Origin of the sequence: Phenylobacterium sp. RIFCSPHIGHO2_01_FULL_69_31 (assembly GCF_001824475.1) — a bacterium.
In the GTDB taxonomy this organism is placed as follows: Bacteria; Pseudomonadota; Alphaproteobacteria; order Caulobacterales; family Caulobacteraceae; genus Phenylobacterium.
Window position 1 is genome coordinate 153890 of sequence record NZ_MHXN01000032.1, and the last position, 23369, is coordinate 177258.

Here is a 23369-nt window from a genome sequence, read left to right on the forward strand (position 1 = left end):
AGCCCCCGGAAAACACGAATGCTACCGGTGTCATTATGGATTTGGACCGCCGAACGCTCCTCGCCCTCGCCTCCACGGCCGCCGCCACGCCGGCGCTGGCCCAGGCCGCCGATCCCACGGAGACCCTCAAGCTCTGGCCCGGTAGACCGCCCGGCGCGCTGGCCGCCCTGCCCCGCGAGGTCATCACCGACCGCACGCCCACCTCGGGGTTCCGGGACCGCTACGTCACCGGCATCGGCGAGCCCCTGCTGACCGTCTTCCGGCCGGCCCGGCCCAACGGCGCGGCCTGCGTGATCGCACCCGGCGGCGGCTACATCCGGGTGGTGATCGACAAGGAGGGGTTCGAGATCGCCCGGCGCCTCGCGGAGTCTGGGGTGACCAGCTTCGTGCTGCGCTACCGGCTGCCGGCCGAGGGGTGGGCCAGCCCCTCCGACACCCCGCTCCAGGACGCCCAGCGCGCCGTCCGCCTGGTCCGCGCCGCCGCGCCGCGCTACGGGGTCGACCCGGCCCGCGTCGCCTTCCTGGGCTGTTCGGCGGGCGGCCATCTGGCGGCCAGCCTGGCCACGGGCTACGGCCGCGCGGTCTATGCCTTGGTCGACGAAGCCGACCGCCTGTCGGCGCGGCCGGACCTGTCGGCCCTGCTCTATCCCGTGATCGACATGTCCCTGCCTCACGCCCACGGCGGATCGCGGACCGCGCTCCTGGGCGCCGCACCGTCGCCACAGGCGGAGGCGGCCTACTCGCCTCACCGCCAGGTCACCGCCGGGACCCCGCCGACCTTCCTCATCCATGCGGCGGACGACGCTTCGGTGCCGGTGGAGAACAGCCTGAACTACCTGTCGGCCCTGCACGCGGCCAAGGTCCCGGCCGAGGCGCACATCTTCGAGGAAGGCGGCCACGGGTTCGGGATCTATCTGGCGCGTGGCAAGCCCGCCCATGGCTGGCCCGACCTGTTCCTGGCCTGGGCCGCGCGGCGGGGGTGGCTCAAGACGGCCTGAGTCCGGGCCGTCAGCGCGCCTGGTCCAGATAGTCGATCAGGGTGGTCATGTTCTGGATGTAGGTCCCGGTGGAGATCCCCAGGACCGGCTTGTCCGTCGGGTACGGCGAGGTGTCGGTCGCGTCGCCCACGTGGGTGGTCGAATAGTCCCCGTCGGCCTTCGCCGGCGGCGCGGCGCCGGTGTAGGGATTGCTCGTGGCGACCAGGGGCGTCGGCCAATAGCCCTCCGCGTTCAGCCCGGCGATCAGCTTGCCGGCCGCCTCGCCGCCGACCGCCTTGGTCCCGCCCTGCGCGCGGACGTTCAGGTCATAGGTCTCCAAATCGCGCGTGGCGAAGTACTTGGGCAGGGGCACGAGGCCCTTGGCCATCAATGGCGAGTCCCGGGTCACGTCCTCGGGGCGCGTCCGCTTCAGGCGCTCGTAGCGGGCGCGCAGGCCGGCGACGTCAATCTTCCGCCAGGCGCCGTAGTGGGCCAGGGTCTTCTGATCGCTGTAGTCCCAGTAGTACTCGCCGTTGGCGACGTTCGAGCCGCGGCGGTGGACGTAGATCGGCCGGTCCGTGCCGATCTCGATGTAGGTGGGATGGGTCCGGCCGTCCGGCCGCGGCTTGGCCAGCTTCACCTTGTCCAGCCAGTCCAGAGCCTCGGGCACGCGGGCCAGGAACTTGGTGTCGCCGGTCAGTTCGTAGAAGCTCATCAGCTGGCTGACGTTGTTCGCCGTGGTGTGGGTGGCCAGCGCCGTCGGCTCGTAGGTGCGCGCGCCCACGGGCTTGAGGTCCGGGACGGTGTACTGCAGGCCCCAGCCCGGCTGGGGCTGACCCTGCTGGGTGACGATGAAGCTGTTCATCGCCCGGGTCACGGCGTCCATCGCGCGCGCGTCCCCCAGCGCGTGGTGGACCATGACCAGGAACTTGATGTTCTCGCCGGCCACGTCGTCGTTGAAGGTGATGAAGCTGGTGTAGTCCGGCTTTCCGTGGTGGCTGAACTCGTTCTTTAGCGGATAGCGCTGCGGCCAGCCGCCGATCGGGTACTGGCTCTCCAGCACGAAGTTGACCGCCTTCTCGAGGGCCGGACGCCACTTCGGATCGCGCTTCTCGACGTACAGCCGCAGCAGGAACTGCATGGCCTCGGACGTGCCGGCGTCGTCGAAGGTGGCGTTGCCCCAGTAGTGCTGGAATTCCTCCATCCGCCAGGCGTTGCGGCCATAGGTGGCGTACCAGTCCTTCATCGAGGCCTCGCCGCCGAAGTCGATCATGTAGTGCCAGCCGCCGCTGGGGTGCTGGCCCCAGATCAGCGCCTCGGCGGCTTTCTCCGCCGCGCGGTAGTAATAGTCGTCGCCGGTGGCGTGATAGGCGTCGAGGAACAGGTGGCCCATGGTCGCCGTCCCGGGCGGCTGCACCCAGATCATGGTGGGCTTGGCCTCCAGCTCGCCCCACCGGCGCTTCATGTCGGGCGTGTAGGACCAGACGTAGCCGCCGTTGTAGGCGACTTTCTCGACCATGAAGGTGGTGGCCGTCTTCATGGCGGCCAGCGCCTGATCGCGGCTGGGGGCCGGCGTCGGGGACTGGGCGAACGCGGCGCCCGAAAGAACCAAGGCCAAAGCGCCGACGAGCCCGGCCAATACGCCCCGAACCATGCCTGTTTCCTCTCTCGTTGAAACGGATGTAGCGCGGATTGCTACCGGTGTCATAGTGCTCAAAACACGCAAACAGGGCGGATTCCATGGTTGGTGAGCTTACCCGGCGCGGCGCGGTCGTGGCCGGTCTCGGTGTGGCGGCGATGGCGCTGAGCCCCCGCGCCGCGCAGGCGCAGCCCTCGCCCGTAGCCACGACCCGGCATGGCCCCGTGAGAGGTTATGTGGACGACGGCGTCATCGGCTTTCGCGGCATCCGCTACGGCGCCGACACGGGCCCCCGCCGCTTCCAGCCTCCTGTCGCCCCCGCGCCCTGGACCGAGGTCGCGAACGCTACCGCCTATGGCCCCGCCTCGCCCCAGCGGGGACGCGTCGGCGAGCCGGTCAGCGAAGACTGCCTGTTCCTAAACGTCTGGACCCCCGCCCTGCGCGACGGCGGCCGGCGACCGGTGATGGTCTATCTGCATGGCGGCGCCTATTCGAGCGGCTCGGGCTCGTCGCCGCTCTACGACGGGGTCCGTCTGTGCCGGCGCGGCGACGTGGTGGTGGTGACCGTGAACCACCGCCTGAACGCCTTCGGCTACGCCTATCTCGCCCGCCTGGTCCCCGAGCTTGCCGACAGCGGCAACGCCGGCCAGCTCGACCTGATCCTGGCGCTGCGGTGGGTCCGCGACAACATCGCCGAGTTCGGCGGCGACCCGGGCAAGGTGATGGTCTTCGGCCAATCCGGCGGCGGGGCCAAGATCGCCACCATGATGGCCACCCCCACGGCGGCCGGCCTCTTCCACCGCGCCGCCACCATGAGCGGCCAGCAGGTCACCGCCTCGGGTCCCGGCAACGCGACCCGGCGCACATTGGCCTATCTGGACGCGCTGAAGCTGAAGCCCGAGGCGGCCGGCGCCCTGCGAACCCTGCCCGTCGAGCGCCTAGTCGAGGCGCTGGCCGCCGAGGATCCCGTCCTCGGCTTTGGCGGCCTGTACTTCGGGCCCGTGCTGGACGAGCGCTCCCTGAAGCGCCACCCGTTCTATCCCGACGCCCCGGCCCAGTCGGCGAAGATCCCGATGATCATCGGCAACACGCATGACGAGACCCGCGCCTTCCTGGGAGGCGATCCGCGGAACTTCTCGGTGACCTGGGATGAACTGCCCGGACGGCTGACCCAGGAGACGATGCGGATCGACATCCTGCCGGAGCCGGTGATCGCCGAATATCGGCGGCTCTACCCGACCTACAACCCCTCCGATGTCCTGTTCAGCGCCACCACCGCCGCCCGATCCTGGCGCGCGGCGATCATCGAGGCGGAGGAGCGCGCCAGGGCCGGCACGCCCGCCTTCGTCTACCAGTTCGACTTCCCCGCCGCCGGCGAACGACTGCGGGCGCCCCACGCCAGCGACATCCAGATGGTGTTCGACAACCTCGCCAAGCCCGGCGCCTCGGCCAAGGGCCAACAGGCGCAGGCGATGGCCGACCAGATGAGCGAGGCCTTCCTGGCCTTCGCCCGCAGCGGGGATCCCAACTGCCGGGCCATCCCGCGGTGGGCGCGCTACGACCTGAAGCGGCGGCAGACGATGGTGTTCGACACGCCGTCGAAGCTGGTCGACGACCCGCGCGGCGCCGAGCGGCGGCTGTTCGAGAAGGTCCCGTTCGTCCAGGCGGGGACCTGAGGCCTCAGCGGATGACCGCGGCGCCGGTGGCGCCGATCGCCGCCTCGATCTCGCGCACGTCGACCATCGAGGCGTCGCCCGGCGTCGTCATCGCCAGCGCCCCGTGCGCCGCGCCGTAGTCGACCGCCGCCTGGGCGCCCTTGCCCTGCAGCAGCGCATAGGCCACGCCCGAGGCGAAGGCGTCGCCGCCGCCCACCCGGTCGAACACATCGAGGTTCGCGCGCGTCTCCGAGCTCACCACCGTCCCGTCCATCCACAGGACCGCGCCCCAGTCGTTGGCGCTGGCCGACTGGGCGGTGCGCCGGGTGCTGGCCACGACCTTGAAACCGAACTCGCCGGCCACCGCCTCGGCGAAGGCCGGGAAGTCGGTCGGCGCGTCGTAGCCGAGGCAGGCCTTGAAGCCGGCCGGGTCGCCGAACATCACGTCCACCTGGGCGGCGATCTCCCGGTTCAGGGCCTGGACCGCGGCCGGGTCGCCCAGCGCCTTCCAAAGCGAGGCGCGATAGTTGAGGTCGTAGGACACCACCGTCCCGTGACGGCGGGCGGACCGGACCGCCTCAAGCACGACCTGCGGCGTCTGGGGCGCCAGGGCGGCGAAGATGCCCCCCGTGTGGAACCAGCGAACGCCCTCGGCCCCGAACAGGCCGTCCCAGTCCACCTCGCCCGGCGCGATCTGGGAGGCCGCGGAGTAGCCCCGGTCCGAGACGCCTAGCGCCGGGCGCAGGCCAAAGCCGCGTTCCGTGAAATTGAACCCGACCCGGGTGTTGCGGCCGACGCCGTCGTACGCACGCCAGATGACGTGGCTGACGTCGACGCCGCCCTGCAGGATCAAGTCCTCGGCCAGGCGCCCGACGTCATTGTCCGGAAAGGCGGTGACCACGGTCGCCCGCAGGCCGAACGCCTTGCGCATGGCGCGGGCCACGTTGTACTCGCCGCCGCCTTCCCAGACCTGGAAGCTGCGCGCATTGCGCACGCGCCCCTCGCCCGGGTCGAACCGCAGCATGACCTCGCCGAGGGCCGCGCAGTCCCAGCGGCAGTCCGCCGCCGGCCGGATCGTCAGCCCCCCGCCCGCCATCACTTGCCCCGGATCGTCTTGATGAGTTGCACCGTGTCGCGGACCCGGGCCTCGATGCCCGCATAATCGCCGGCGTCCAGCAGCGCCTTGGTGATCAGGTTCGAGCCCATGCCGCAGGCGACGATGCCGGCGTCGAACCAGGGCCTCAGCGAGGCCTCAGCCACGTCGACGCCGCCGGTGGGCATGATCTTGGTCCAGGGCATGGGGCCCAGCACCGCCTTCACGAACTCCGGCCCGCCCACCGAGCCGCCGGGGAAGACCTTCACGATCTCGCAGCCCAGTTCCTGGGCCTGGCCGATCTCGCTGGCCGTGCCGCAGCCCGGCGAATAGGGGATCATGCGTCGGTTGCAGACCTTGGCCACGTCGGGGTTCAGCAGCGGCCCCACCACGAAGTTCGCGCCATTGGCGATGTAGATCCCCGCCGTCGGCGCATCCACCACCGAGCCCACGCCCATGATCACGCTGGGGTCGGCCTTGGCGAAGTGGCGCGTCACATCGAGGAAGACCTGGCTGGCGAAATCGCCGCGGTTGGTGAACTCGATGCACTTGGCCCCGCCGTTGGCGCAGGCCTGGATCACCCGCACGCAGACCTCGGGGTCCGGGTGGTAGAAGACCGGGATCACCCCCTGGTCCATCATGGCGTTCAGCACGGCGAGGCGATCGCGGGCCATTGGGCGGTCCTTCCCTACGCTTGGAGCCGGCTCAGCGGGCCAGCCAGCCGCCGTCCACGGGGACGATGGCGCCGTGCATGTAATCCGCTGCGCGGCTCGCGAGGAAGACCGCCGCGCCGGCGAGGTCGGCCGGTTGCCCCCAGCGCCCGGCCGGAATCCGGTCCAGGATCTGCTGGTTGCGGGTCTCGTCGGCCTGCAGGGCCGCGGTGTTGTTGGTGGCGAAATAGCCGGGGGCCAGGCCGTTGACGTTGATCCCCTTGGCCGCCCACTCGTTGCAGAGGGTCTTGGTGACGCCCGCCAGCCCGCTCTTGGCGGCCGTGTACGAGGGCACCCGCATTCCGCCCTGGAAGCTGAGCATCGAGACGACATTGATGATCTTGCCGCCGCGGCCGTCGGCCACCCAGCGCCGGGCCACCGCCTGGCTCAGGAAGAAGACGGTCTTGAGGTTGGTGTCGATCACCGCATCCCAGTCCTCTTCCGTAAAGTCGAGGCTGTCGGCCCGCCGGATGATGCCGGCGTTGTTGACCAGGATGTCCAGGCGGCCGGCCGCGGCATAGGCCTCGAACACGACCCGGCCGATCGGCTCGGTGGTGGACAGGTCAGCGCCCACCGCGTGCAGCTTGCGCCCCGCCTGGGCCACCAGTTCGGCCGTCTCGTCGGGCGCGCTGCGGCCCACGGCCACGATGTCGGCCCCCGCCTGCGCCATGCCGACGGCGATCGCCTGGCCGAGGCCCGTGTTGGCGCCGGTGACCAGCGCCACCTGCCCCGTGAGATCGAAGGGGTTCGCGCTCATTTCAGCTGGCAGATGTCGAGGACGTTCATGTCGGTGTAGTCGAGGTTCTCCCCGCCCATGGCCCAGATGAAGGCATAGTTCGAGGTGCCCGAGCCCATATGGATCGACCACGGCGGCGACATCACTGCCTCCTCGTTGGCCATCACGATGTGGCGCGCATTGTCCGGCTCGCCCATGAAATGGAAGACCCGGTCGTTCTCGCCGAGGCCAAAGTAGAAATAGATCTCGCTACGGCGGTCGTGCAGGTGCGGCGGCATGGTGTTCCACACGCTGCCGGTGTTGAGGATCGTCAGGCCCAGCAAGAGCTGCGCCGACTTGCAGGTCTGCGGCACCACCAGCTGGTAGATCGTCCGCTCGTTCGAGGTCTCGAGCGCGCCGCGCTCCAGCGGGACGGCGTCGGCCAGGGCCAGCTTCTTGGTCTCGAACGCCGCGTGGGCCGGGGTGGAGACGATGTAGAAGCGCGCCCCTTCACCTTCGAAGGTCACGTTCTTGGCGCCCATGGTCACGTACAGGCAGTCCTTTGGCGCCAGGGGATAGGCCGTCCCGTCCACCGTCACCGTGCCGGCCACGTCCGAGACATTGATCACGCCCATCTCGCGGCGTTCCAGGAACGGATGGCCCTTGGCGCTCTCAGGCTCGGTCTGATCGGGCAGCCTGAGGGCGCCCGCACCCGGGGCCGCGCCGCCGATCACGAAGCGCTCGTAGTGGGTATAGTTCAGCACCACCTCGCCGGCGACGAACAGGTCCTGGACCAGGTAGCGCTGACGCAGGGTCTCGTTGTCGACGCCCTCCATCATGTCCGGATGGGTGGCGTGATAGATGCGTTTGAACACTTGCGCTCTCCCGTCAGACCAGCTCGGGCGTGCGTTCCGCCGCCGGCTCGTCGAGTTTGTAAGCCCGCTTGGGCAGGTTGTAGGCCAGGTCGACGATGGTCTCGGCCGCATCGTCCTCGTCCAGGCGGTGTTCGGCCACCAGCTTCGCCAGGAAGCTCGCATCCACCCGCCGGGCCACGTCGTGGCGTGCGGGGATCGACAGGAACGCCCGGGTGTCGTCGTTGAAGCCGACCGTGTTGTAGAAGCCCGCCGTCTCGGTGGTCTGCTCGCGGAACCGGCGCATGCCCTCCGGGCTGTCGTGGAACCACCAGGCGGGGCCCAGCTTCAGCACCGGATAGTGGCCGGCCAGCGGGGCCAGCTCTCGCGCATAGACGCTCTCGTCCAGGGTGAAGACGATGATCGACAGCCGCGGGTCGTTGCCGAACCGGTCGAGCAGCGGCTTCAGCGCGCGGACGTAGTCCGTCCGCGTCGGGATGTCGGCGCCCTTGTCGCGGCCGAAGGCGCCGTGGAGCCCGCGGTTGTGGTTGCGGAAGCTGCCGGGGTGGATCTGCATGACCAGCCCGTCGTCCAGGCTCATCTTCGCCATCTCGGTCAGCATCTGGGCGCGGAACAGCTCAGCCTCGGCCGGCGTGAACGTCCCGCCGAGGACCTTGCGGAACAGGGCCTCGGCCTCGGCTTCCGAGAGGTCGGCGGTCTGGGCCGTGGGATGGCCGTGGTCGGTTGAGGTGGCGCCCATCTCCATGAACGCCTGCCGGCGGACCCGATGGGCCGCCAGGTAGCCCCTCCAGGACTGCACATCCTCCCCGCTGATCTCGCCGAAGCGCTGGATCTCTGCGGTGAAGTCCTCGTGCTCGGGGTCCAGCACGGGATCGGGGCGATAGGCGGTGACCACCCGCCCCTTCCAGCCCGAGGCGCGCATGGCCTTGTGGTGCTTCAGGGGATCGGTCGGCGCCTCGGTGGTCGCCAGGAGCTCGATGTTGAACCGCTCGAACAGCCCCCGCGGCCGGAAGGCCGGCGTGGCCAGCGCCTCGCCGATGCGGTCGAAATAGAGGTCGGCGGTCTCGGCGCTCAGGCGCACGTCGAACCCGAACACCTCGGCGAACACGTGGTCGAGCCACATGGACGAGGGCGTGCCGCGGAACAGGTGCATGTTGGCCGCCAGGATCCGCCAAGCCGCGCGCGGATCGGCGCCGCTGGGCCCCTTGCGCGACGGCACGCCCAGGTCCTCGAGCGCGACGCCCTGCGAATAGAGCATCCGGTAGAGGTAGTGGTCGGGCGCCAGCAGCAGTTCGGTGGCGTTGGCGAACGGCGCATCGCCCGCAAACCACTCAGGATCGGTATGGCCGTGCGGGCTGATGATCGGCAGGTCCTTGACCTGCGCATAGAGGGGCTGCGCCACGGCCCGGGTGGCGGGCTCGGCAGGGAACAGCCGGTCCGGGTTCAGCGTCAGGGGCCTTGTCATCGGCCGTTCCTCCCTATTGGCGCGTAGGTAACCGGTGTCATTCTGCCGCGCAAGCCAATTGCGCCCGCCGTATCCGACTACCGCGTCCTGTGCCGATTGTCTTCTCCGGACCAAATTGACACCGGTTACCTCTTCGCACAATGTGCAGCCGACCCGGCCAGGGAGTCCTGGCCCAAGGAAGAGAACAGCGCCGCTAAGTCCTTCGAGACGGACCGGCCGGAGGATAAGAAGCAAGTGACCGTTCCGGCGGCGAAGGCCGCGACCGCGTTTGACCCGCCGGCCGTCGCGCGCCAGTTCGTTGACGCGCGCCTCGGCGCGCGCGCGCTGCCCGACTTCCCCGGCCCGCTGCCCACGGACATGGACGCCGGCTACCAGGTCCAGGAACAGGCTATCGGCCTGTGGCCAGACCAGGTCGCAGGCTGGAAGGTCGGCCGCATTCCGCTGGAGCTGCAGGCGGAGCTCAACGCCCAACGGGTCATGGGCCCGGTGTTCGCGCGCAACGTCTGGCAGGCCGACGCCGCCAACCCCACGCCCCTGCCCGTCATCCCGGGCGGCTTCGCGGCGGTGGAGGCCGAGTACATCTATCGCATGGGGCGCGACGCGCCGGCCGACAAGCTGGAGTGGACGCCGCAGGAGGCGCTGGACTACGTCGGCGACCTCCTTGTCGGGGTGGAATTCGCCGGCAGCCCGCTCGCCACCATCAACGTCCTGGGGCCTCGGATCGTCGCCTCCGATTTCGGCAACAACGCCGGCCTGATCCTGGGCCGCGCCGTGCCCGGGTGGCGCGAGCGCCCCGACCTGATCCCGCCCTGCCACGCCTATGTCGAAGGGCAGCTCGTCGGCGAAGGTTCGCCCGAGTCCATCCCTGGCGGCCCGCCGGGCTCGCTGGCCTTCCTGCTGGCCGCCTGCGCCGCCCGCGGCCGCCCGCTGAAAGCCGGCCAGCTGGTGACGACCGGCGCGGCGAGCGGCATTCATGACATCGAGGTCGGACAAACGGCCCGCATCACCTTCGGCGACCTGAACGAGATCCGCTGCTTCGCGGTTCCCGCCGTTCCGACCGAAGGTCCTGGAGGAGAGACCCATGACCACCGCCGCGCGGACTGACGCTCCCCCCGCCGCCATGGGCCGCTACCGCTGGGTGGTCGTCGCCCTGCTCTTCATGGCGATGGTCATCAACTACGTCGACCGCCAGACGATCGGCCTCCTGAAGGCCGACCTGACCGCCGAGTTCGGCTGGAGCGAGACGGACTACGCGGACCTCGTCCTCTACTTCCAGGCCGCCTACGCGGTGGCCTACCTCGCCTGGGGCGGGATCATGGACCGCATCGGGGCCCGGTGGGGCTTCGGCATCGCGTTCCTCATCTGGCAGATCGGCCACATGGCCACGGCCGGCGCCCGCGGCTTCGGCGGCTTCATCGCCAGCCGCGTTATCCTGGGCCTCGGCGAGGCCGGCGCCTTCCCGGCCGGGATCAAGGCGGTGGCCGAGTGGTTCCCCAAGAAGGAACGCGCCTTCGCCACAGGCCTCTTCAACGCCGGCACCAACATCGGCGCGATCGTCACCCCCCTCCTGATCCCAGGCCTCACCCTGGCGTTCGGCTGGCAGATGACGTTCATCGTTACGGGGCTGCTCGGACTGATCTGGCTGCCGATCTGGCTCCTGGTCTATCGCCGGCCCCGTGAGCACAAGAAGGTCTCGGCGGCGGAACTGGCCCACATCGAGAGCGACCCGCCGGATCCGGTGGAGAAGGTGAAGTGGACCCGCCTGCTCGGCTACCGCGAGACCTGGGCCTACGCGATCGGCAAGTTCCTGATCGACCCGATCTGGTGGATGTTCCTGTTCTGGCTGCCGGACTTCCTCGGCAAGCGCCACGGTCTGGACCTGAAGACCTTCGGTCCGCCCCTGGTGGCCATCTACCTGCTGTCCGACGTGGGCAGCGTGGGTGGCGGCTGGCTGTCGTCGCGGTTCATGAAGATGGGCTGGTCGATCAACCGGGCCCGCAAGACCACCATGCTAATCTGCGCCCTGCTGGCCGTTCCGGTCGCAGGCGCCGCCATGGCCTCCAACCTGTGGGTCGCGGTGTTGATCATCGGGGTGGCGACGGCGGCCCACCAGGGCTTCTCGGCCAACCTCTACACCCTGCCCAGCGACGTCTTCCCCCGTTCGGCGGTGGGTTCGGTCATTGGCATCGGCGGCATGGTCGGCGCCGTCGGCGGCATGGCGATGTCGAAGTACGCCGGCTACGTCCTGGAGCAGATCGGCAGCTATACGCCCATCTTCATCCTGGCCGCCTCGGCCTATCTGCTGGCGCTGCTGGTGGTGCACCTGCTGACGCCCAAGATGGAGCCGGTGAAGCTCTGAGGCGCGGCTCAGTCGTTCGGCGGGGCTCCGGTGGAGTCCCGCACAACCAGGGACGGCAGGCGGCTCTTGGGATCGCGTCCATCGTCGTCGCGGCCCATCAGCCGCTCCACGGCCAGACGGCCGATCTCGCGGGTCGGGGTGCGGACAGTGGTCAGCGTCGGCCATAGCCGCGAGGCGATCTGGAAGTCGTCGAAGCCGATGACCGAGACATCCTCCGGCACCCGCAGTCCCGCCTGGCGCGCCGCCTGCAGGACGCCGGCGGCCATCTCGTCGTTACCGGCGAAGATCGCCGTCGGGCGGGGCGACATGGCCAGCAGTTCGCGGCCGCGCTCGATCCCGGACTCGTAGGTATAGGCGCCCTCCACCGCGTAGGCCTTCGCCAGGTGAAGGCCCCGCTCCTCGAGCGCCTCTTCGAAGCCGGAGCGCCGCTCGTGCGACGAGCGGAAGGTCGGGGGGCCCGAGACGAAGGCGATGCGCGTATGGCCCAGCTCGGCCAGGTGCGCCGCCGCCTCGCGACCGCCCAGCCGGTCGCGGGTCTCGATCATGTGTTCCGGCCGGTCCAAGCTGACCGAGGCCACGCGGACATAGGCGCAGCCGATCTCGGCCATCAGGGCCGCGGCCCGTTCGTCCTCGGAGACCGACGGGGTCAGCACCACGCCGAACAGCCGCTGCCGTTCCACGAAGCTGCGCAGGTCGTCCAGAAACGTTGGGCTCGCGCGATCGCAGGGATGGACCACCAGTTCGAACCCCGAGCCCTTCATGCCGTCGAGCAGGCCGAGCTGCATGTTCACGACGTATTGCGGGTTGGGGTTGTCGTAGACTAGGCCGATCAGGAAGGCGCGGCCATAGGCCAAGCCCCGGGCCTGGGGATCCGGCGCATAGCCCAGCTCCGCGATAACCGCCTCGATCCGCTCGCGGGTGTCGGCGCGCACGAAGGGCGAGGCGTTGATGACCCGCGAGACCGTCTTCTTCGAAACCCCGGCAAGGCGCGCGATGTCGTTGATGGTCGGCCGGCGGCGCGACTCCACGCCCCCGTCCTCAGGCGCGCGCGGTTTGCTCATAGGAGGCTTCACGGGCAGTCGGACCGATCCTTCGAACGCGCAGCGCGCTATCCATATTCCCTGGCCTGCGCCGGGCCGCAACTGCAAGCCGGCCAAGCTTGAGATTTGGATGACACCGGTTACCATCGCGCGATGAGCGACCTTTCCGCAACCCTCGTGATCGATCCGCGGGACGACGTGGCGGTCGCCCTGCGTCCGGTCGCGGCTGGGGATCGGGTCGCGGACGGCGTCGTCGCTGCGCGAGACATCCCGGCCGGACACAAGGTGGCGCTGCGGGCGATCGCCGCCGGCGAGCCGGTGCGCAAGTTCGGCTGGCCCATCGGCCGGGCGACCCAGGCCATCGCGCCGGGAGCCCACGTCCATAGCCACAACCTGGCCACGGCGCTTGCGGGCGTGGAGACCTATGCCTACGAGCCGGCCCCCGCCGAGACGCTGCCGCCCCCCTCGCCCGCCACCTTTCAGGGCTATCGCCGCGCGGACGGCCGGGTGGGCGTCCGCAACGAGATCTGGGTGCTGTGCACGGTGGGCTGCGTGGCGCGGACGGCGCAGAAGATCGCGGAGGCCGCCGACCGCCGGTTCCGCGGCAGGGTCGACGGCGTGCACGCCCTCACCCACCCGCTCGGCTGCTCCCAGCTCGGCGGCGACCTCGACGCCACCCGCACGATGATCGCAGCCCTGGCGGGGCATCCCAACGCCGGCGGCGTGCTGATCCTGGGCCTCGGCTGCGAGAGCAACCAGCTGCAGGCGCTGCTCGACGCCGCCCCCGACCTGGACCGCTCCCGCCTGCGCGCCTTCACGGCCCAGTCGGCCGGCGACGAGATCGAGGAAGGCCTGGCGGCCGTCGGGGAACTGGTGGCGGTCGCCGAGCACGACCGGCGCGAGCCCTGCCCCGTCTCGGACCTCGTCCTCGGGGTGAAGTGCGGCGGGTCCGACGGCTTCTCCGGACTGACCGCCAATCCCCTTGTCGGGCGCATCGCCGACCAGGTGTGCGGCTCGGGCGGAACCACGATCCTCACCGAGATCCCCGAGATCTTCGGCGCCGAACGCCTGCTGATGGCCCGCGCCACCGACCGCGAGGTGTTCGAGGACGTCGCCGCCGTGGTCAACGACTTCAAGGGCTACTTCCTGAGCCATGGCGAACCGGTCAGCGAGAACCCCTCCCCCGGCAACATCGAGGGCGGCATCACCACCCTCGAGGAGAAGTCACTGGGCGCCGTGCAGAAGGGCGGCCGTGGTCCGGTGACCGAGGTCGTGCGCTATGGGGGCCAGGCGCACGCGCGGGGCGTCGTGCTGTTGGAAGCGCCGGGCAACGACGCCGTTTCATCCACTGCGCTGACGGCCGCCGGAGCCACGGTGATCCTGTTCACCACCGGCCGCGGCACGCCGCTGGGCTTCCCGGCTCCCACGCTCAAGATCGCCACCAATTCGGGCCTGGCCCAGCGCAAGCCGCGCTGGATCGACTTCGACGCCGGCCGCATCGTCGCCGGCGAGAGCGTCGAGGCCGCCGCCGACCGGCTGATGGACCTCGTCCTGGCCACGGCCTCCGGGCAACCGACGCGCGCCGAAGAGAACGGGGAGCGCGAGATCGCCCTCTGGAAGCGCGGCGTCACCCTCTAGATGCGTCTCTCGAACCTCACCCTCGCGCAGGTCCGCGCGCCCGTCCGGACCCCCGCCTATGACCGGACGGCCACCCGTGTTGGCGTCGTCCACTTCGGCCCCGGCGCGTTCCACCGCGCGCACCAGGCCTGGTACTTCGACCGGATGCTGGCCTGGCAGCCGGACCTGGCCATCTGCGCCGTATCCCTGCGCAGCCCGGATGTCCGGGACGCCCTCGCCCCGCAGAACGGCCTCTACGCCCTGGCGGAGAAGGAAGCCGACCCGGCCGTGCAGGTCATCGGCTCCATCGCGGAGGTGCTGGTGGCGCCGGAGGATCCGGAGGCCGTGTTCGCCCGGCTCGACCAAGCGCGCTACGTGACCTCGACCGTGACCGAGAAGGGCTACTGCCTGACGACCGGCGGCGAGTTGGACCTCGGTCACCCCGACATCCGCCGCGACCTCGAAACGCCCGGTCGGCCCGTGAGTCTCGTGGGCTGGATCACCGAGGCGCTGCGTCGCTGCAAAGCCGCCGGCCGGCCGCCGTTCACGACGATCAGCTGCGACAACCTCTCGGACAACGGCCTGAAGCTGCGGCGCGGCGTGATCCGCTTCGCCGAAGCGCGCGGCGAGGTCGACCTGGCGGCGTGGATCGAGGCCAAGGCCGCCTTTCCGTGCAGCATGGTCGATTCGATCACCCCGGCGACCGACGACGCCCTGCGCGAGCAGGTCGCGGCCGCGCTCGGCCTCACGGACGCCTGGCCGGTCCAGCGCGAGCGCTTCGTCCAATGGGTCGTGGAAGACAGCCTGGGCGCCGACGCTGCCCTGTTCGCGCGCGCCGGGGTCACTGTCGCCCGCGCCGTCGCGCCCTTCGAGCGGGCGAAGCTGCGCCTGCTGAACGGCGCCCACTCCACCCTGGCCTACGCCGGGCTGGACCTCGGCCACGAGACGGTGTCCGGCGCCATGGGCGACCCGCGTCTGGCCAGCTTCGTCGAACGGATGATGCGCCAGGACGTGGCGCCCAGCCTCGACGCTCCGGAACTCGATGTCCCCGCCTATGTCGGCGAGGTGCTGACCCGATTCCGCAACCCCGCCATCGTCCACAGGCTGTCCCAGATCGCCTGGGACGGTTCCCAGAAGCTGCGCTTCCGCCTGCTGGAAACGGCTTCGGAAGCCCTGGCGGCCGGCCGTCCGGTGGACCGCTTGGCGGTGGGCGTCGCCGCCTGGATGCGCTTCGTGGTCCGCCAGCATCGCGCCGGCGCCGCCCTGGTCGACCCTCTGGCCGACACCCTGGCGGCGGTCGCTGCATCCTGCGATGGCTCGGACGCGGACGTGGACCGCTTCCTGGCGCTGGAGAGCGTCTTTCCGCCGGCGCTCGTCGGGCAACACCCGTTCCGCAGCGCCGCGGCCCACGCCTACGCCGACCTGGAAGCCGCGCTCAAGCTCTAGGCGGCGCGTTTCAGCGCGCCCAGCCGCTCGGCGATCCGGCAGACCAGCGCGTCGGCCGAAACTCCCAGACTGTCGGCGATGCGGCAGAACTCCAGCAGGTCGACACGGCGCTGGCCCCGCTCGATCATCGCCACGTGCGACCCCGTCTTGCCCAGGCGCGCGGCCAGGGCGCGCTGGCTCAGCCCCGCCTCTCGGCGGGCGCCGATCAGTACGGCGCGCACGACCTCGTACTCGTCGGAGAACACGGGGTTCGGGCGTCTGGGCGTCCGGGCAAGTGACGCCGTCATGATGTTGACACCGGTGTCAGCCAAAGGCATGTTCCCTCCACGCCTGGATTGGTTCCAAATCGGAGCGCATGATTCCAGGCTAATATGACACCGGTGTCATGGCAACGTGCGCCGGCCGAGGACAACAAGGCCGCGAGGACGGTCACCCGGGGGCGTAGCTTCCGTGGCAGGGGAGGTATCTATGATGCGACCGGGCGACATCCGCCTGCGCCAGCTGGTTTGCGGCGCGTCCATTCTGGCCCTGGGCGTGAGCGTTGCGGGCCAAGCCGCCGCTCAGACGGCGCCGGTAGCCGAGCCGGCTGAGGTCGACGAGATCGTCGTCACCGGCTTCCGGCAATCGCTCGACGCCGCGATCAATGTGAAGCGCGAAGCCGTCTCCTCCGTCGACGTGGTCGTCGCCGAGGATATCGCCAAGTTCCCGGACCAGAACCTCGCCGAGTCGCTGCAGCGCATTCCCGGCATCTCGATCCAGCGCGACGGCGGCGAAGGCCGGGCCATCACGGTTCGCGGCCTCTCCGGCCAGTTCACGCGCGTCCGCGTCAACGGCCTCGAGGCCATCGCCACCTCGACCGACGGGGCCAGCCCCAACCGTGAGCGGGCGTTCGACTTCAACGTCTTCGCCTCCGAGCTCTTCAACTCCCTGGTCGTTCACAAGACCGCCGAGGCCTCGCTCGACGAGGGCTCGCTGGGCGCCGTGGTCGACCTCAACACGGGCAACCCCCTCGCCGGCAAGGACGGCCTGACCTTCGTGGCCTCGGCCCAGGGCCAGTACAACGACCTCAGTGACGACATCGGGCCGCGACTGGCCGGCCTGGTGGCGTGGCGTTCCGAGGACGGCGTCTTCGGCGCCTCGCTCTCGGCCGCCTACACCCAGAACAACACGCTAGAGCTCGGCAACAACACCGTCCGCTGGGCGCAGGCGCGGTTTGACTCGGTCGACGGCGTCCGTTGCTTCACGACGCCAAACAGCGGCGGGACCTATGTGCCGAGCGCCGGCTGCAACGCCGCCGCCCTGGCGTTCCACCCCCGGATCCCGCGCTATGGCAAGGTGGGCCACGATCGTGAGCGGATCGGCCTCACCGGCAGCCTGCAGTGGGCGCCGACCGAACGCACCAAGGTCTCGCTGGACGGCCTCTACTCGCGGTTCCGCGAGACGCGCACCGAGCAGTGGGCAGAGGTCCTGTTCCGCTCCAACGAGCGCTCGATCGACGCGCGGAATCTGACCATCGATCCCACCACCAACGACATCGTCGCCGGCACGTTCGACGACGCCTGGGTGCGGACCGAGAACTACCTGCGCAAGTCCGAGACCGAATTCTACCAGTTCAGCGTCAACGCCACGCACGAGTTCACGGACAACTTCCGGGGAACCCTGCTGGCCGGTATCTCGAAGTCGGCGGCCGACATCCCCGTCGAAACGACCTTCGTGTTCGATGATCGCGACGCGGCGGGCTACCGCTACGACTATACGGACTCCCGCAGCCCGCTCCTCACCTTCGGCACCAGCGTGACCGATCCTGCGAACTTCCAGCTCTCCGAGCTGCGCGACCGGCCATCGAACAACACCAACAAGTTCAAAACCCTGTCCGGCAACGTCGAGTGGGACCTCACGGACGGCATTCAGATCGTCGCGGGCGCCGTTTACCGCCGCTTCGACTTCGACCTGGAGGCCTACACCCGCGACACCGTCGTCTGCCCGACCCGCACGACGGCGGGACCGGACGTGGTGCTCGGAACCATCACCTGCACGCCCTCCAGCGTGTTCGGCGCCAACGCGGTCTACGGCTATCGCGCGACCTCGGCGCTGAGCCGGACCGTGAACCTGGGCAGCGCCGGTCAGCCGTCGGGGACCACCACGACCTGGATCGTGCCGGACATCGACGCCGCCGCGAACCTGACGGGCCTCTATGGCCGCACCGCCGCCATCGACGCCGGCAACATCCGCTCGGTGCGCGAGGAAGACACCGGCGGGTTCGTGCAGGGGAACTTCAAGGGCGAGATCGCCGGCCTGCGCTTCGCGGCCAATGCCGGTCTCCGCTACATGGAGACAGACCAGTCCTCCACGGGCCTGAACAACGGCGTCGCCGTTACGGTGAAGCGCAAGTATCACGACTGGCTTCCGGCCGTGAACCTCGCCATCTTCCCCACCGAGGACATCATCATCCGCGCCGCGGCGTCCGAGGTGATGACCCGGCCGAACCTCGGTAACCTGACGCCGGGCGGCACCGTCGACGGCTTCAACTACCGCGTCAATTTCGGCAACCCGAACCTGGATCCGTTCCGGGCGAAGGCCTACGACGTGGGCCTGGAATGGTACTTCGCGCCCCAGGCGCTGGCGTCCGTCGCGTTCTTCAAGAAGGATATCCAGTCCTTCCCCCTGGGCGTCACGCGGACCGGCACCTTCGCCTCCACCGGCCTCCCGACCTCGATCATCAACCCGAGCTCGCCGGCGGCGTCGAACCCTGAGGGACAAGCCTGGACGATCTCTTCGATCGAGAACGGCAGCGGCGGCAGCCTGAAGGGCGTCGAACTGGCCATCCAGGCGCCGTTCAGCTTCCTGCCGGGCTTCTGGGCCAACTTCGGCGGCATCGCGAACGCCACTTTCGTGGACTCTAACGTCACCTATCGCGTCTCGGGTCCGGCAACGACGCCGGGCGGCGCCCTGCCGGGCACCGACGTCGACTCAACGCTCTATGGCCTGGCCAAGCGCGCCTACAACGCCACCCTCTACTACGAAGAGGGCAAGTTCAGCGCCCGCGCCTCGATCGCCTATCGCTCGGGCTTCGTCGACAACGCGAGCGGCACCGGCAACATCTTCGAGGGCTACAACTCGTCGGTGAACGTCGACGCCTCGGTGAAGTATCGCGTGACCGAGCAGCTCGAGCTGTCGCTGGAGGGGATCAACCTGACCGACGACTACCGTGACCGCTACGTCGATAAGGAGGCCAACCGCGCGTACGAGAACAACCACTTCGGCCGCACGATCATCTTCGGCGTCCGCTATCGGATGTAGTCTCGAAAGCCGCAACGGCTCTTGGAAGCAGAACAGGCCGGGCGATCCTTCGCCCGGCCTTTTTTGTCGCCGCTCAGTCCGTCGGCGGCTCGGTAGGCGGGGCCGCCTGGGCCGGCTGCGGCGCCTCCTCCACATGCGTCGTCGCCACCTCCACGGGTGGGGTCGGCACGGGCGCGGGCGGGCCGGGCGGGATCGCCTGCGCCGGAACACGCTTCAGCGCCGTGGTCATGAAGCTGCGCCACATCTCGGCCGGCGCGGTCGCCCCGCTGATCCGCCCCATGGGGCGGGCGTCGTCGCGCCCCATCCAGGCGCAGGCTGCGAACCCGCCCGTGTAGCCGCAGAACCAGGCGTCCTTGTAGTCGGAGGTCGTCCCCGTCTTGCCCGCTAGGTCGTAGCCCGGCACGACGGCGCGGCTACCGGTGCCGGAGACCATCACCGTCCGCAGGATCCGGTTCAGGTCGCTGAGCGCGGGGTTGGCGACCGCCTGGACGGGCGCGGGCGGCCGCTTCTGGTAGATCACTGTCCCGCCCTGCCGGATGCGCTCGATCCCATAGGCCTGCACCCGGGCGCCGCCATTCGAGAACGCCGCATAGGCCTGGGTCATCTCCAGCGGGGAGACCAGCGTCGTGCCGAGCGACATGGCGGGATCGGTGTTCACGGCCGAGGCGATACCGATGCGGCGGGCCGTCGCCGCCACCTGCGGGCGACCCACCTCGTCGGCCAGGCGCGCAGCCACCGTATTGACCGACTTGGCCAGCGCAGTCTCCAGCGTGATCGGGCCCAGATAGTTGCCCACCTCATAGTTGCTGGGCGTCCAACCGTTGATCGTCACCGGTTCGTCGATCACCGGCGTCTCGGGCGTACGCCCCTGCTCCAGGGCGGTCAGATAGACGAACGGCTTCCAGGCCGACCCCGCCTGCCGCCGTGCGCTGACGGCGCGATTGTACGGCGCGGCCGCGTGGTCCGTGCCGCCGACCAGCGCCCTCACCCGGCCCGAGCCGTCCATGGCCACGATCGCCGCCTGCTCGGCCGACTGCGCCTTGTAGCGGGCCGTGACGCTGCGCGCCGCCTCGCCCGCCGCACGCTCCATGGTCTGGTCCAGGGTCGTCTCGACGACGAGATCGCGGGTCAGCTTCGGGACCATCCGGCGCACCTCGCCATCCACCCAGTCCACGAAGTATTGCGACGGGCCCGCCGGGGGCGTCTTCCAGACTTTCGGCTTCTGGGCCGCGGCCTTGGCACGCTGCGCGGGCGTGATCGCTCCGGTCTCGACCATGGCGGCCAGCACCAGGTTGGCTCGCTCCAGGCATCGCTCGGGCTGGTCCACCGGATTATAGCCGCTCGGCGACTTCAGGACGCCGGCCAGCATGGCGGCTTCCTTGATCGAGAGCTTCGCCGCCGGTTTGTTGAAATAGCGCTGGGCGGCCGCCTCCAACCCGTAGGCCCCGGCGCCGAAATAGACGCGGCTGAGGTAGAGGCCGAGGATCTGCTTCTTGCTGTAGGTGCGCTCCAGCTCGACCGCGTACACCAGCTCTGTCGCCTTGCGTTCCAGCGTCCGCTCCTGGGTCAGGAACAGATTGCGGGCCAGCTGCTGGGTGATCGTGGAGGCGCCTTGGGTCGCCCGCCCCTCGCTCAGCCCCGCCACCACGGCCCGCGCTATGCCCCGCGGATCGAAGCCGGTGTGCTCGTAGAACCGCCGGTCCTCGATGGCGACGAAGGCGGCCGGCACGTGGGCAGGCAGCTTGCCGACGTCCACGGGCAGCCCATACCGCCCGCCGCGTACGCCGATCTGTCCGCCGTTGCGGTCGAGGTAGGTGATCTGCGGCGCCCGCTCGATCGGCGGCATGCGCGGCAACTCGGGCGCCTGCGCGAACTGCAGGGACGAAGCGGCGAGAAGGGACAGCAAGGCTCAGGCAGCTCCTCAGGGCGAAGCTCCCTCAAGCCCGCCCTTGCGGCTCTTGTGTGTCCCGCCCCGCCGGTGGGGCCAACATAATTCGCGGTAATGGAGGCGGCTGCGCGGCAACCGGACGCCGTCTGCACGCCGCCTCCACGGCCGGCCTCGGCCTTCAGAGCTCCATGAAGCTCTGGAACCCGCCGAAGATCATCCGCTTACCGTCGAACGGCATCTGGTCGGGGCTCTTCAGGCGCTCGTCCGCCATGACCTTGGCCATCACCGCATCACGCGTCGCGCGGTCGGCATAGGTGACCCACGAGAACACGACCACCTCGTCGTCCTTCGCCTGGACGGCGCGGGGGAACGACGTCAGTTCGCCGTACGGCACGTCGTCGCCAATCGTCTCGACGTAGCTGAGCGCACCGTGCTCCATCCACACGTCGCCCGCCGTCCGAGCCATGGCCTTGTAAGCCTCGATATTGGTCTTGGGCACCGCGAGCACGAAACCATCGACGTAGGGCATCGGGATCCTCCATCCGTTGTGACTTGATCCTAGGACGCAGAACGCGGCGAATGTCCGACATCGCGAAACAGAATGTTTCGCCGGCGGTTCCTTGCTGGCAGATGCCCGTGACGTAAGGTTACGGACCTGGATTCGGGGACAGAAAAGGAAACCGCGTGGCTGAAGCGATCCGACGGCGCCGGCGGGTGAAGATCGTGGCCACGATCGGGCCGGCGTCCTCCAGTCCCGAGCGGCTCGAGGAGCTGTTTCGCGCGGGCGCGGACGTCTTCCGCCTGAACTTCAGCCATGGCGCCCAGGAGGGCCACGCCGAGGTCATCCAGCGGATCCGCAAGGTGGAGAAGAAGACCGGCCGGCCGATCGGCATCCTGGCCGACCTGCAGGGGCCCAAGCTGCGCGTGGGCCGCTTCGCCGGGGGCGCCGTCGTTCTGCAATGGGGCCGGACCCTTCGCCTCGACCTGCAGGAGCGGCCGGGCGATGGCCAGCGGGTGCAACTGCCGCACCCGGAAATCATGACGGCCGCCAGCCCGGGCTCGGTGCTGCTGCTGGACGATGGCCGGGTGCGCCTCGAGGTGACGCGCCAGACGCCGGAGTTCCTGGACACGCGGGTGATCGCCGGGGGCCGGCTCTCGGACCACAAGGGTGTGAATCTGCCGGGGCTGACCCTGCCCATTCCGGCGCTCACCAAGAAGGACCGCTCGGACCTGGCGTTCGCCCTCGAACATGGCTGCGATTGGATCGGCCTGTCGTTCGTCCAGCGTCCCGAAGACGTGTCCGAGGCGCGCGAGCTGGTCGGCGACCGCGCCTTCATCCTGTCCAAGATCGAAAAACCGGGGGCGCTGGCCTCGATCGACGAGGTGCTGCGCCTGTCGGACGCCATCATGGTGGCCCGCGGCGACCTGGGTGTCGAATTGCCGGCCGAGGACGTGCCGCTGATCCAGAAGCGCCTGATCCGCGCCGCCCATCGCTACGGTCGGCCGGTGGTGGTGGCGACCCAGATGATGGAGAGCATGATCGAGAACCCGACGCCCACCCGGGCGGAGGCGTCCGACGTCGCGACGGCCGTCTTCGACGGGGCCGACGCGGTGATGCTCTCGGCGGAGAGCGCCACTGGGAAGTATCCGGTCGAAACGGTCCGGATGATGGATCGCATCATCGCCCGCACCGAGGACGACGATGACCTGAAGGCCGCCCGGGCCGCCATGCGCCCGACGCCGGAAAAGTCGGCGGGCGACGCCATCTGCGCCGCCGCGCGCCAGGTCGCCGAGACGATCGACGCCAAGGCGGTCACGGCCTTTTCCCTGTCGGGCCGCACGGCGATGCGGATCGCCCGCGAGCGTCCCGACGTGCCGATCCTCGGGCTGACGCCAAGTCTAGATACCGCCCGCCGGCTGGCGCTCGTGTGGGGCGTGCATGCCCTGACGTCCGAGACGGCGCACACCATGACCGAGACCGTGGCCCAGGCCGCGGCGCTCGCCCTGAAGAGCGGCTTCGCCAAGCGGCGCGAGGAGATCGTGGTCATCGCCGGCGTCCCGTTCGGCCGCTCCGGGGGCACCAACTCGCTCCGCGTCGCCCAGGTCACCTGAGCGGCGCTTGACGCGCACGCCTCGCGGCCACAGGCTCGGCGCCGACATCAAGGAGCATCACATGCGGCTGTTCGCCCTCGTCTCCGGTCTCGCCGCGCTGGCCGCCACGCCTTGCTTGGCGCTGACGATCTCTTCCGCCCCGCCCAGCCGCGACGCCGCGCAGCACCTTAAGCCGGCCGATGGCTCCGCGCCTCGCCTGCAGGACGGGTGGGCCGGCGGTGGGCGCCCCGCCGCCGGGGGCCCGTCAGGCTTTTCGGGCTCCACGTCCGTCTATCGGAATACGACGACCTATGGCTTCGGCGACGTCCAGACGACGATCCGCAGCGGACAAGACGATCCCCTGTGGGGTCGCGAAAGGCGCGAAACCCCCGCGCCGCTCGGCCTGTCGCCGCGCCGCTGAGGGCCGCGGGGGCCGCTAGCGTGGCGCTGTCGATCGGTCTGATCGCCGGCCAACAAAAAAGCCCCGCGTTTCCGCGGGGCT

General features: G+C 69.8%; 19 protein-coding genes. 9 read left to right on the forward strand and 10 right to left on the reverse strand.

Annotated features, from left to right (window positions below; all coding sequences use genetic code 11):
- Window positions 1–35: 35 nt before the first annotated feature.
- Window positions 36–998: an alpha/beta hydrolase gene (locus A2790_RS17390; RefSeq protein WP_293394075.1), complete on the forward strand. Its 963-nt coding sequence runs from the start codon at window positions 36–38 to the stop codon at window positions 996–998.
- Between the two features lie 10 nt (window positions 999–1008).
- Here the strand turns inward: A2790_RS17390 and A2790_RS17395 are convergent, their stop codons facing one another.
- Window positions 1009–2631: a pectate lyase gene (locus tag A2790_RS17395; RefSeq protein ID WP_293394078.1), complete on the reverse strand. Its 1623-nt coding sequence runs from the start codon at window positions 2629–2631 to the stop codon at window positions 1009–1011.
- Window positions 2632–2774: 143 nt separating this feature from the next.
- On the opposite strand from A2790_RS17395, the gene A2790_RS17400 reads away from it, so the two are divergent.
- Window positions 2775–4292: a carboxylesterase/lipase family protein gene (locus A2790_RS17400; protein ID WP_293394135.1), complete on the forward strand. Its 1518-nt coding sequence runs from the start codon at window positions 2775–2777 to the stop codon at window positions 4290–4292.
- A 4-nt stretch (window positions 4293–4296) separates the two neighbouring features.
- Here A2790_RS17400 and A2790_RS17405 read toward each other — a convergent pair whose 3' ends face one another.
- From A2790_RS17405 to uxaC, 5 genes are read right to left on the reverse strand one after another with little or no spacing between them, the layout of a single operon-like run.
- Window positions 4297–5367: a sugar kinase gene (locus A2790_RS17405; protein ID WP_293394081.1), complete on the reverse strand. Its 1071-nt coding sequence runs from the start codon at window positions 5365–5367 to the stop codon at window positions 4297–4299.
- Entirely contained in the window at window positions 5367–6038 is a 672-nt protein-coding gene (locus A2790_RS17410) for a bifunctional 4-hydroxy-2-oxoglutarate aldolase/2-dehydro-3-deoxy-phosphogluconate aldolase (RefSeq protein WP_293394084.1), read from the reverse strand. The genes A2790_RS17405 and A2790_RS17410 overlap by 1 nt, the downstream gene beginning before the upstream one ends.
- Window positions 6039–6069: 31 nt before the next feature.
- Window positions 6070–6831 (reverse strand): 2-dehydro-3-deoxy-D-gluconate 5-dehydrogenase KduD, encoded by a 762-nt coding sequence (gene kduD, locus A2790_RS17415; RefSeq protein ID WP_293394087.1) that lies wholly within the window; start codon window positions 6829–6831, stop codon window positions 6070–6072.
- A complete protein-coding gene (gene kduI, locus A2790_RS17420) occupies window positions 6828–7664 on the reverse strand; it encodes a 5-dehydro-4-deoxy-D-glucuronate isomerase (protein ID WP_293394090.1) in 837 nt (278 codons plus the stop codon). The genes kduD and kduI overlap by 4 nt, the downstream gene beginning before the upstream one ends.
- 13 nt (window positions 7665–7677) lie before the next feature.
- A complete protein-coding gene (gene uxaC / locus A2790_RS17425) occupies window positions 7678–9126 on the reverse strand; it encodes a glucuronate isomerase (RefSeq protein WP_293394093.1) in 1449 nt (482 codons plus the stop codon).
- Window positions 9127–9360: 234 nt separating this feature from the next.
- Between uxaC and A2790_RS17430 the strand changes: the two genes are divergently transcribed.
- Entirely contained in the window at window positions 9361–10230 is an 870-nt protein-coding gene (locus tag A2790_RS17430; RefSeq protein ID WP_293394096.1) for a 2-keto-4-pentenoate hydratase, read from the forward strand.
- Complete coding sequence (locus A2790_RS17435; protein WP_293394099.1) at window positions 10208–11485, forward strand: MFS transporter; 1278 nt, start codon at window positions 10208–10210, stop codon at window positions 11483–11485. The genes A2790_RS17430 and A2790_RS17435 overlap by 23 nt, the downstream gene beginning before the upstream one ends.
- Window positions 11486–11493: 8 nt before the next feature.
- On the opposite strand, the gene A2790_RS17440 is transcribed toward A2790_RS17435, so the two are convergent.
- A complete protein-coding gene (locus A2790_RS17440; protein ID WP_293394102.1) occupies window positions 11494–12546 on the reverse strand; it encodes a LacI family DNA-binding transcriptional regulator in 1053 nt (350 codons plus the stop codon).
- A 132-nt stretch (window positions 12547–12678) separates the two neighbouring features.
- Between A2790_RS17440 and A2790_RS17445 the strand changes: the two genes are divergently transcribed.
- Complete coding sequence (locus A2790_RS17445) at window positions 12679–14163, forward strand: altronate dehydratase family protein (RefSeq protein ID WP_293394105.1); 1485 nt, start codon at window positions 12679–12681, stop codon at window positions 14161–14163.
- Window positions 14164–15588: a mannitol dehydrogenase family protein gene (locus A2790_RS17450; protein ID WP_293394108.1), complete on the forward strand. Its 1425-nt coding sequence runs from the start codon at window positions 14164–14166 to the stop codon at window positions 15586–15588. It begins immediately after the preceding gene.
- On the opposite strand, the gene A2790_RS17455 is transcribed toward A2790_RS17450, so the two are convergent.
- On the reverse strand, window positions 15585–15905 hold the full coding sequence (locus A2790_RS17455; protein WP_293394111.1) for a helix-turn-helix transcriptional regulator: 321 nt from the start codon (window positions 15903–15905) through the stop codon (window positions 15585–15587). The two genes, A2790_RS17450 and A2790_RS17455, sit on opposite strands and share 4 nt — an antisense overlap.
- Window positions 15906–16056: 151 nt before the next feature.
- On the opposite strand from A2790_RS17455, the gene A2790_RS17460 reads away from it, so the two are divergent.
- Entirely contained in the window at window positions 16057–18888 is a 2832-nt protein-coding gene (locus A2790_RS17460) for a TonB-dependent receptor (RefSeq protein WP_293394114.1), read from the forward strand.
- Window positions 18889–18961: 73 nt separating this feature from the next.
- Here the strand turns inward: A2790_RS17460 and A2790_RS17465 are convergent, their stop codons facing one another.
- A complete protein-coding gene (locus tag A2790_RS17465) occupies window positions 18962–20794 on the reverse strand; it encodes a PBP1A family penicillin-binding protein (RefSeq protein WP_293394117.1) in 1833 nt (610 codons plus the stop codon).
- Window positions 20795–20954: 160 nt separating this feature from the next.
- A complete protein-coding gene (locus A2790_RS17470) occupies window positions 20955–21305 on the reverse strand; it encodes a DUF1428 domain-containing protein (RefSeq protein WP_293394120.1) in 351 nt (116 codons plus the stop codon).
- Between the two features lie 167 nt (window positions 21306–21472).
- Between A2790_RS17470 and pyk the strand changes: the two genes are divergently transcribed.
- Complete coding sequence (pyk, locus tag A2790_RS17475; protein ID WP_293394138.1) at window positions 21473–22888, forward strand: pyruvate kinase; 1416 nt, start codon at window positions 21473–21475, stop codon at window positions 22886–22888.
- A gap of 61 nt (window positions 22889–22949) precedes the next feature.
- Window positions 22950–23288, forward strand: coding sequence for a hypothetical protein (locus A2790_RS17480; RefSeq protein WP_293394123.1), 339 nt, complete (start codon window positions 22950–22952; stop codon window positions 23286–23288).
- Window positions 23289–23369 lie beyond the last annotated feature (81 nt).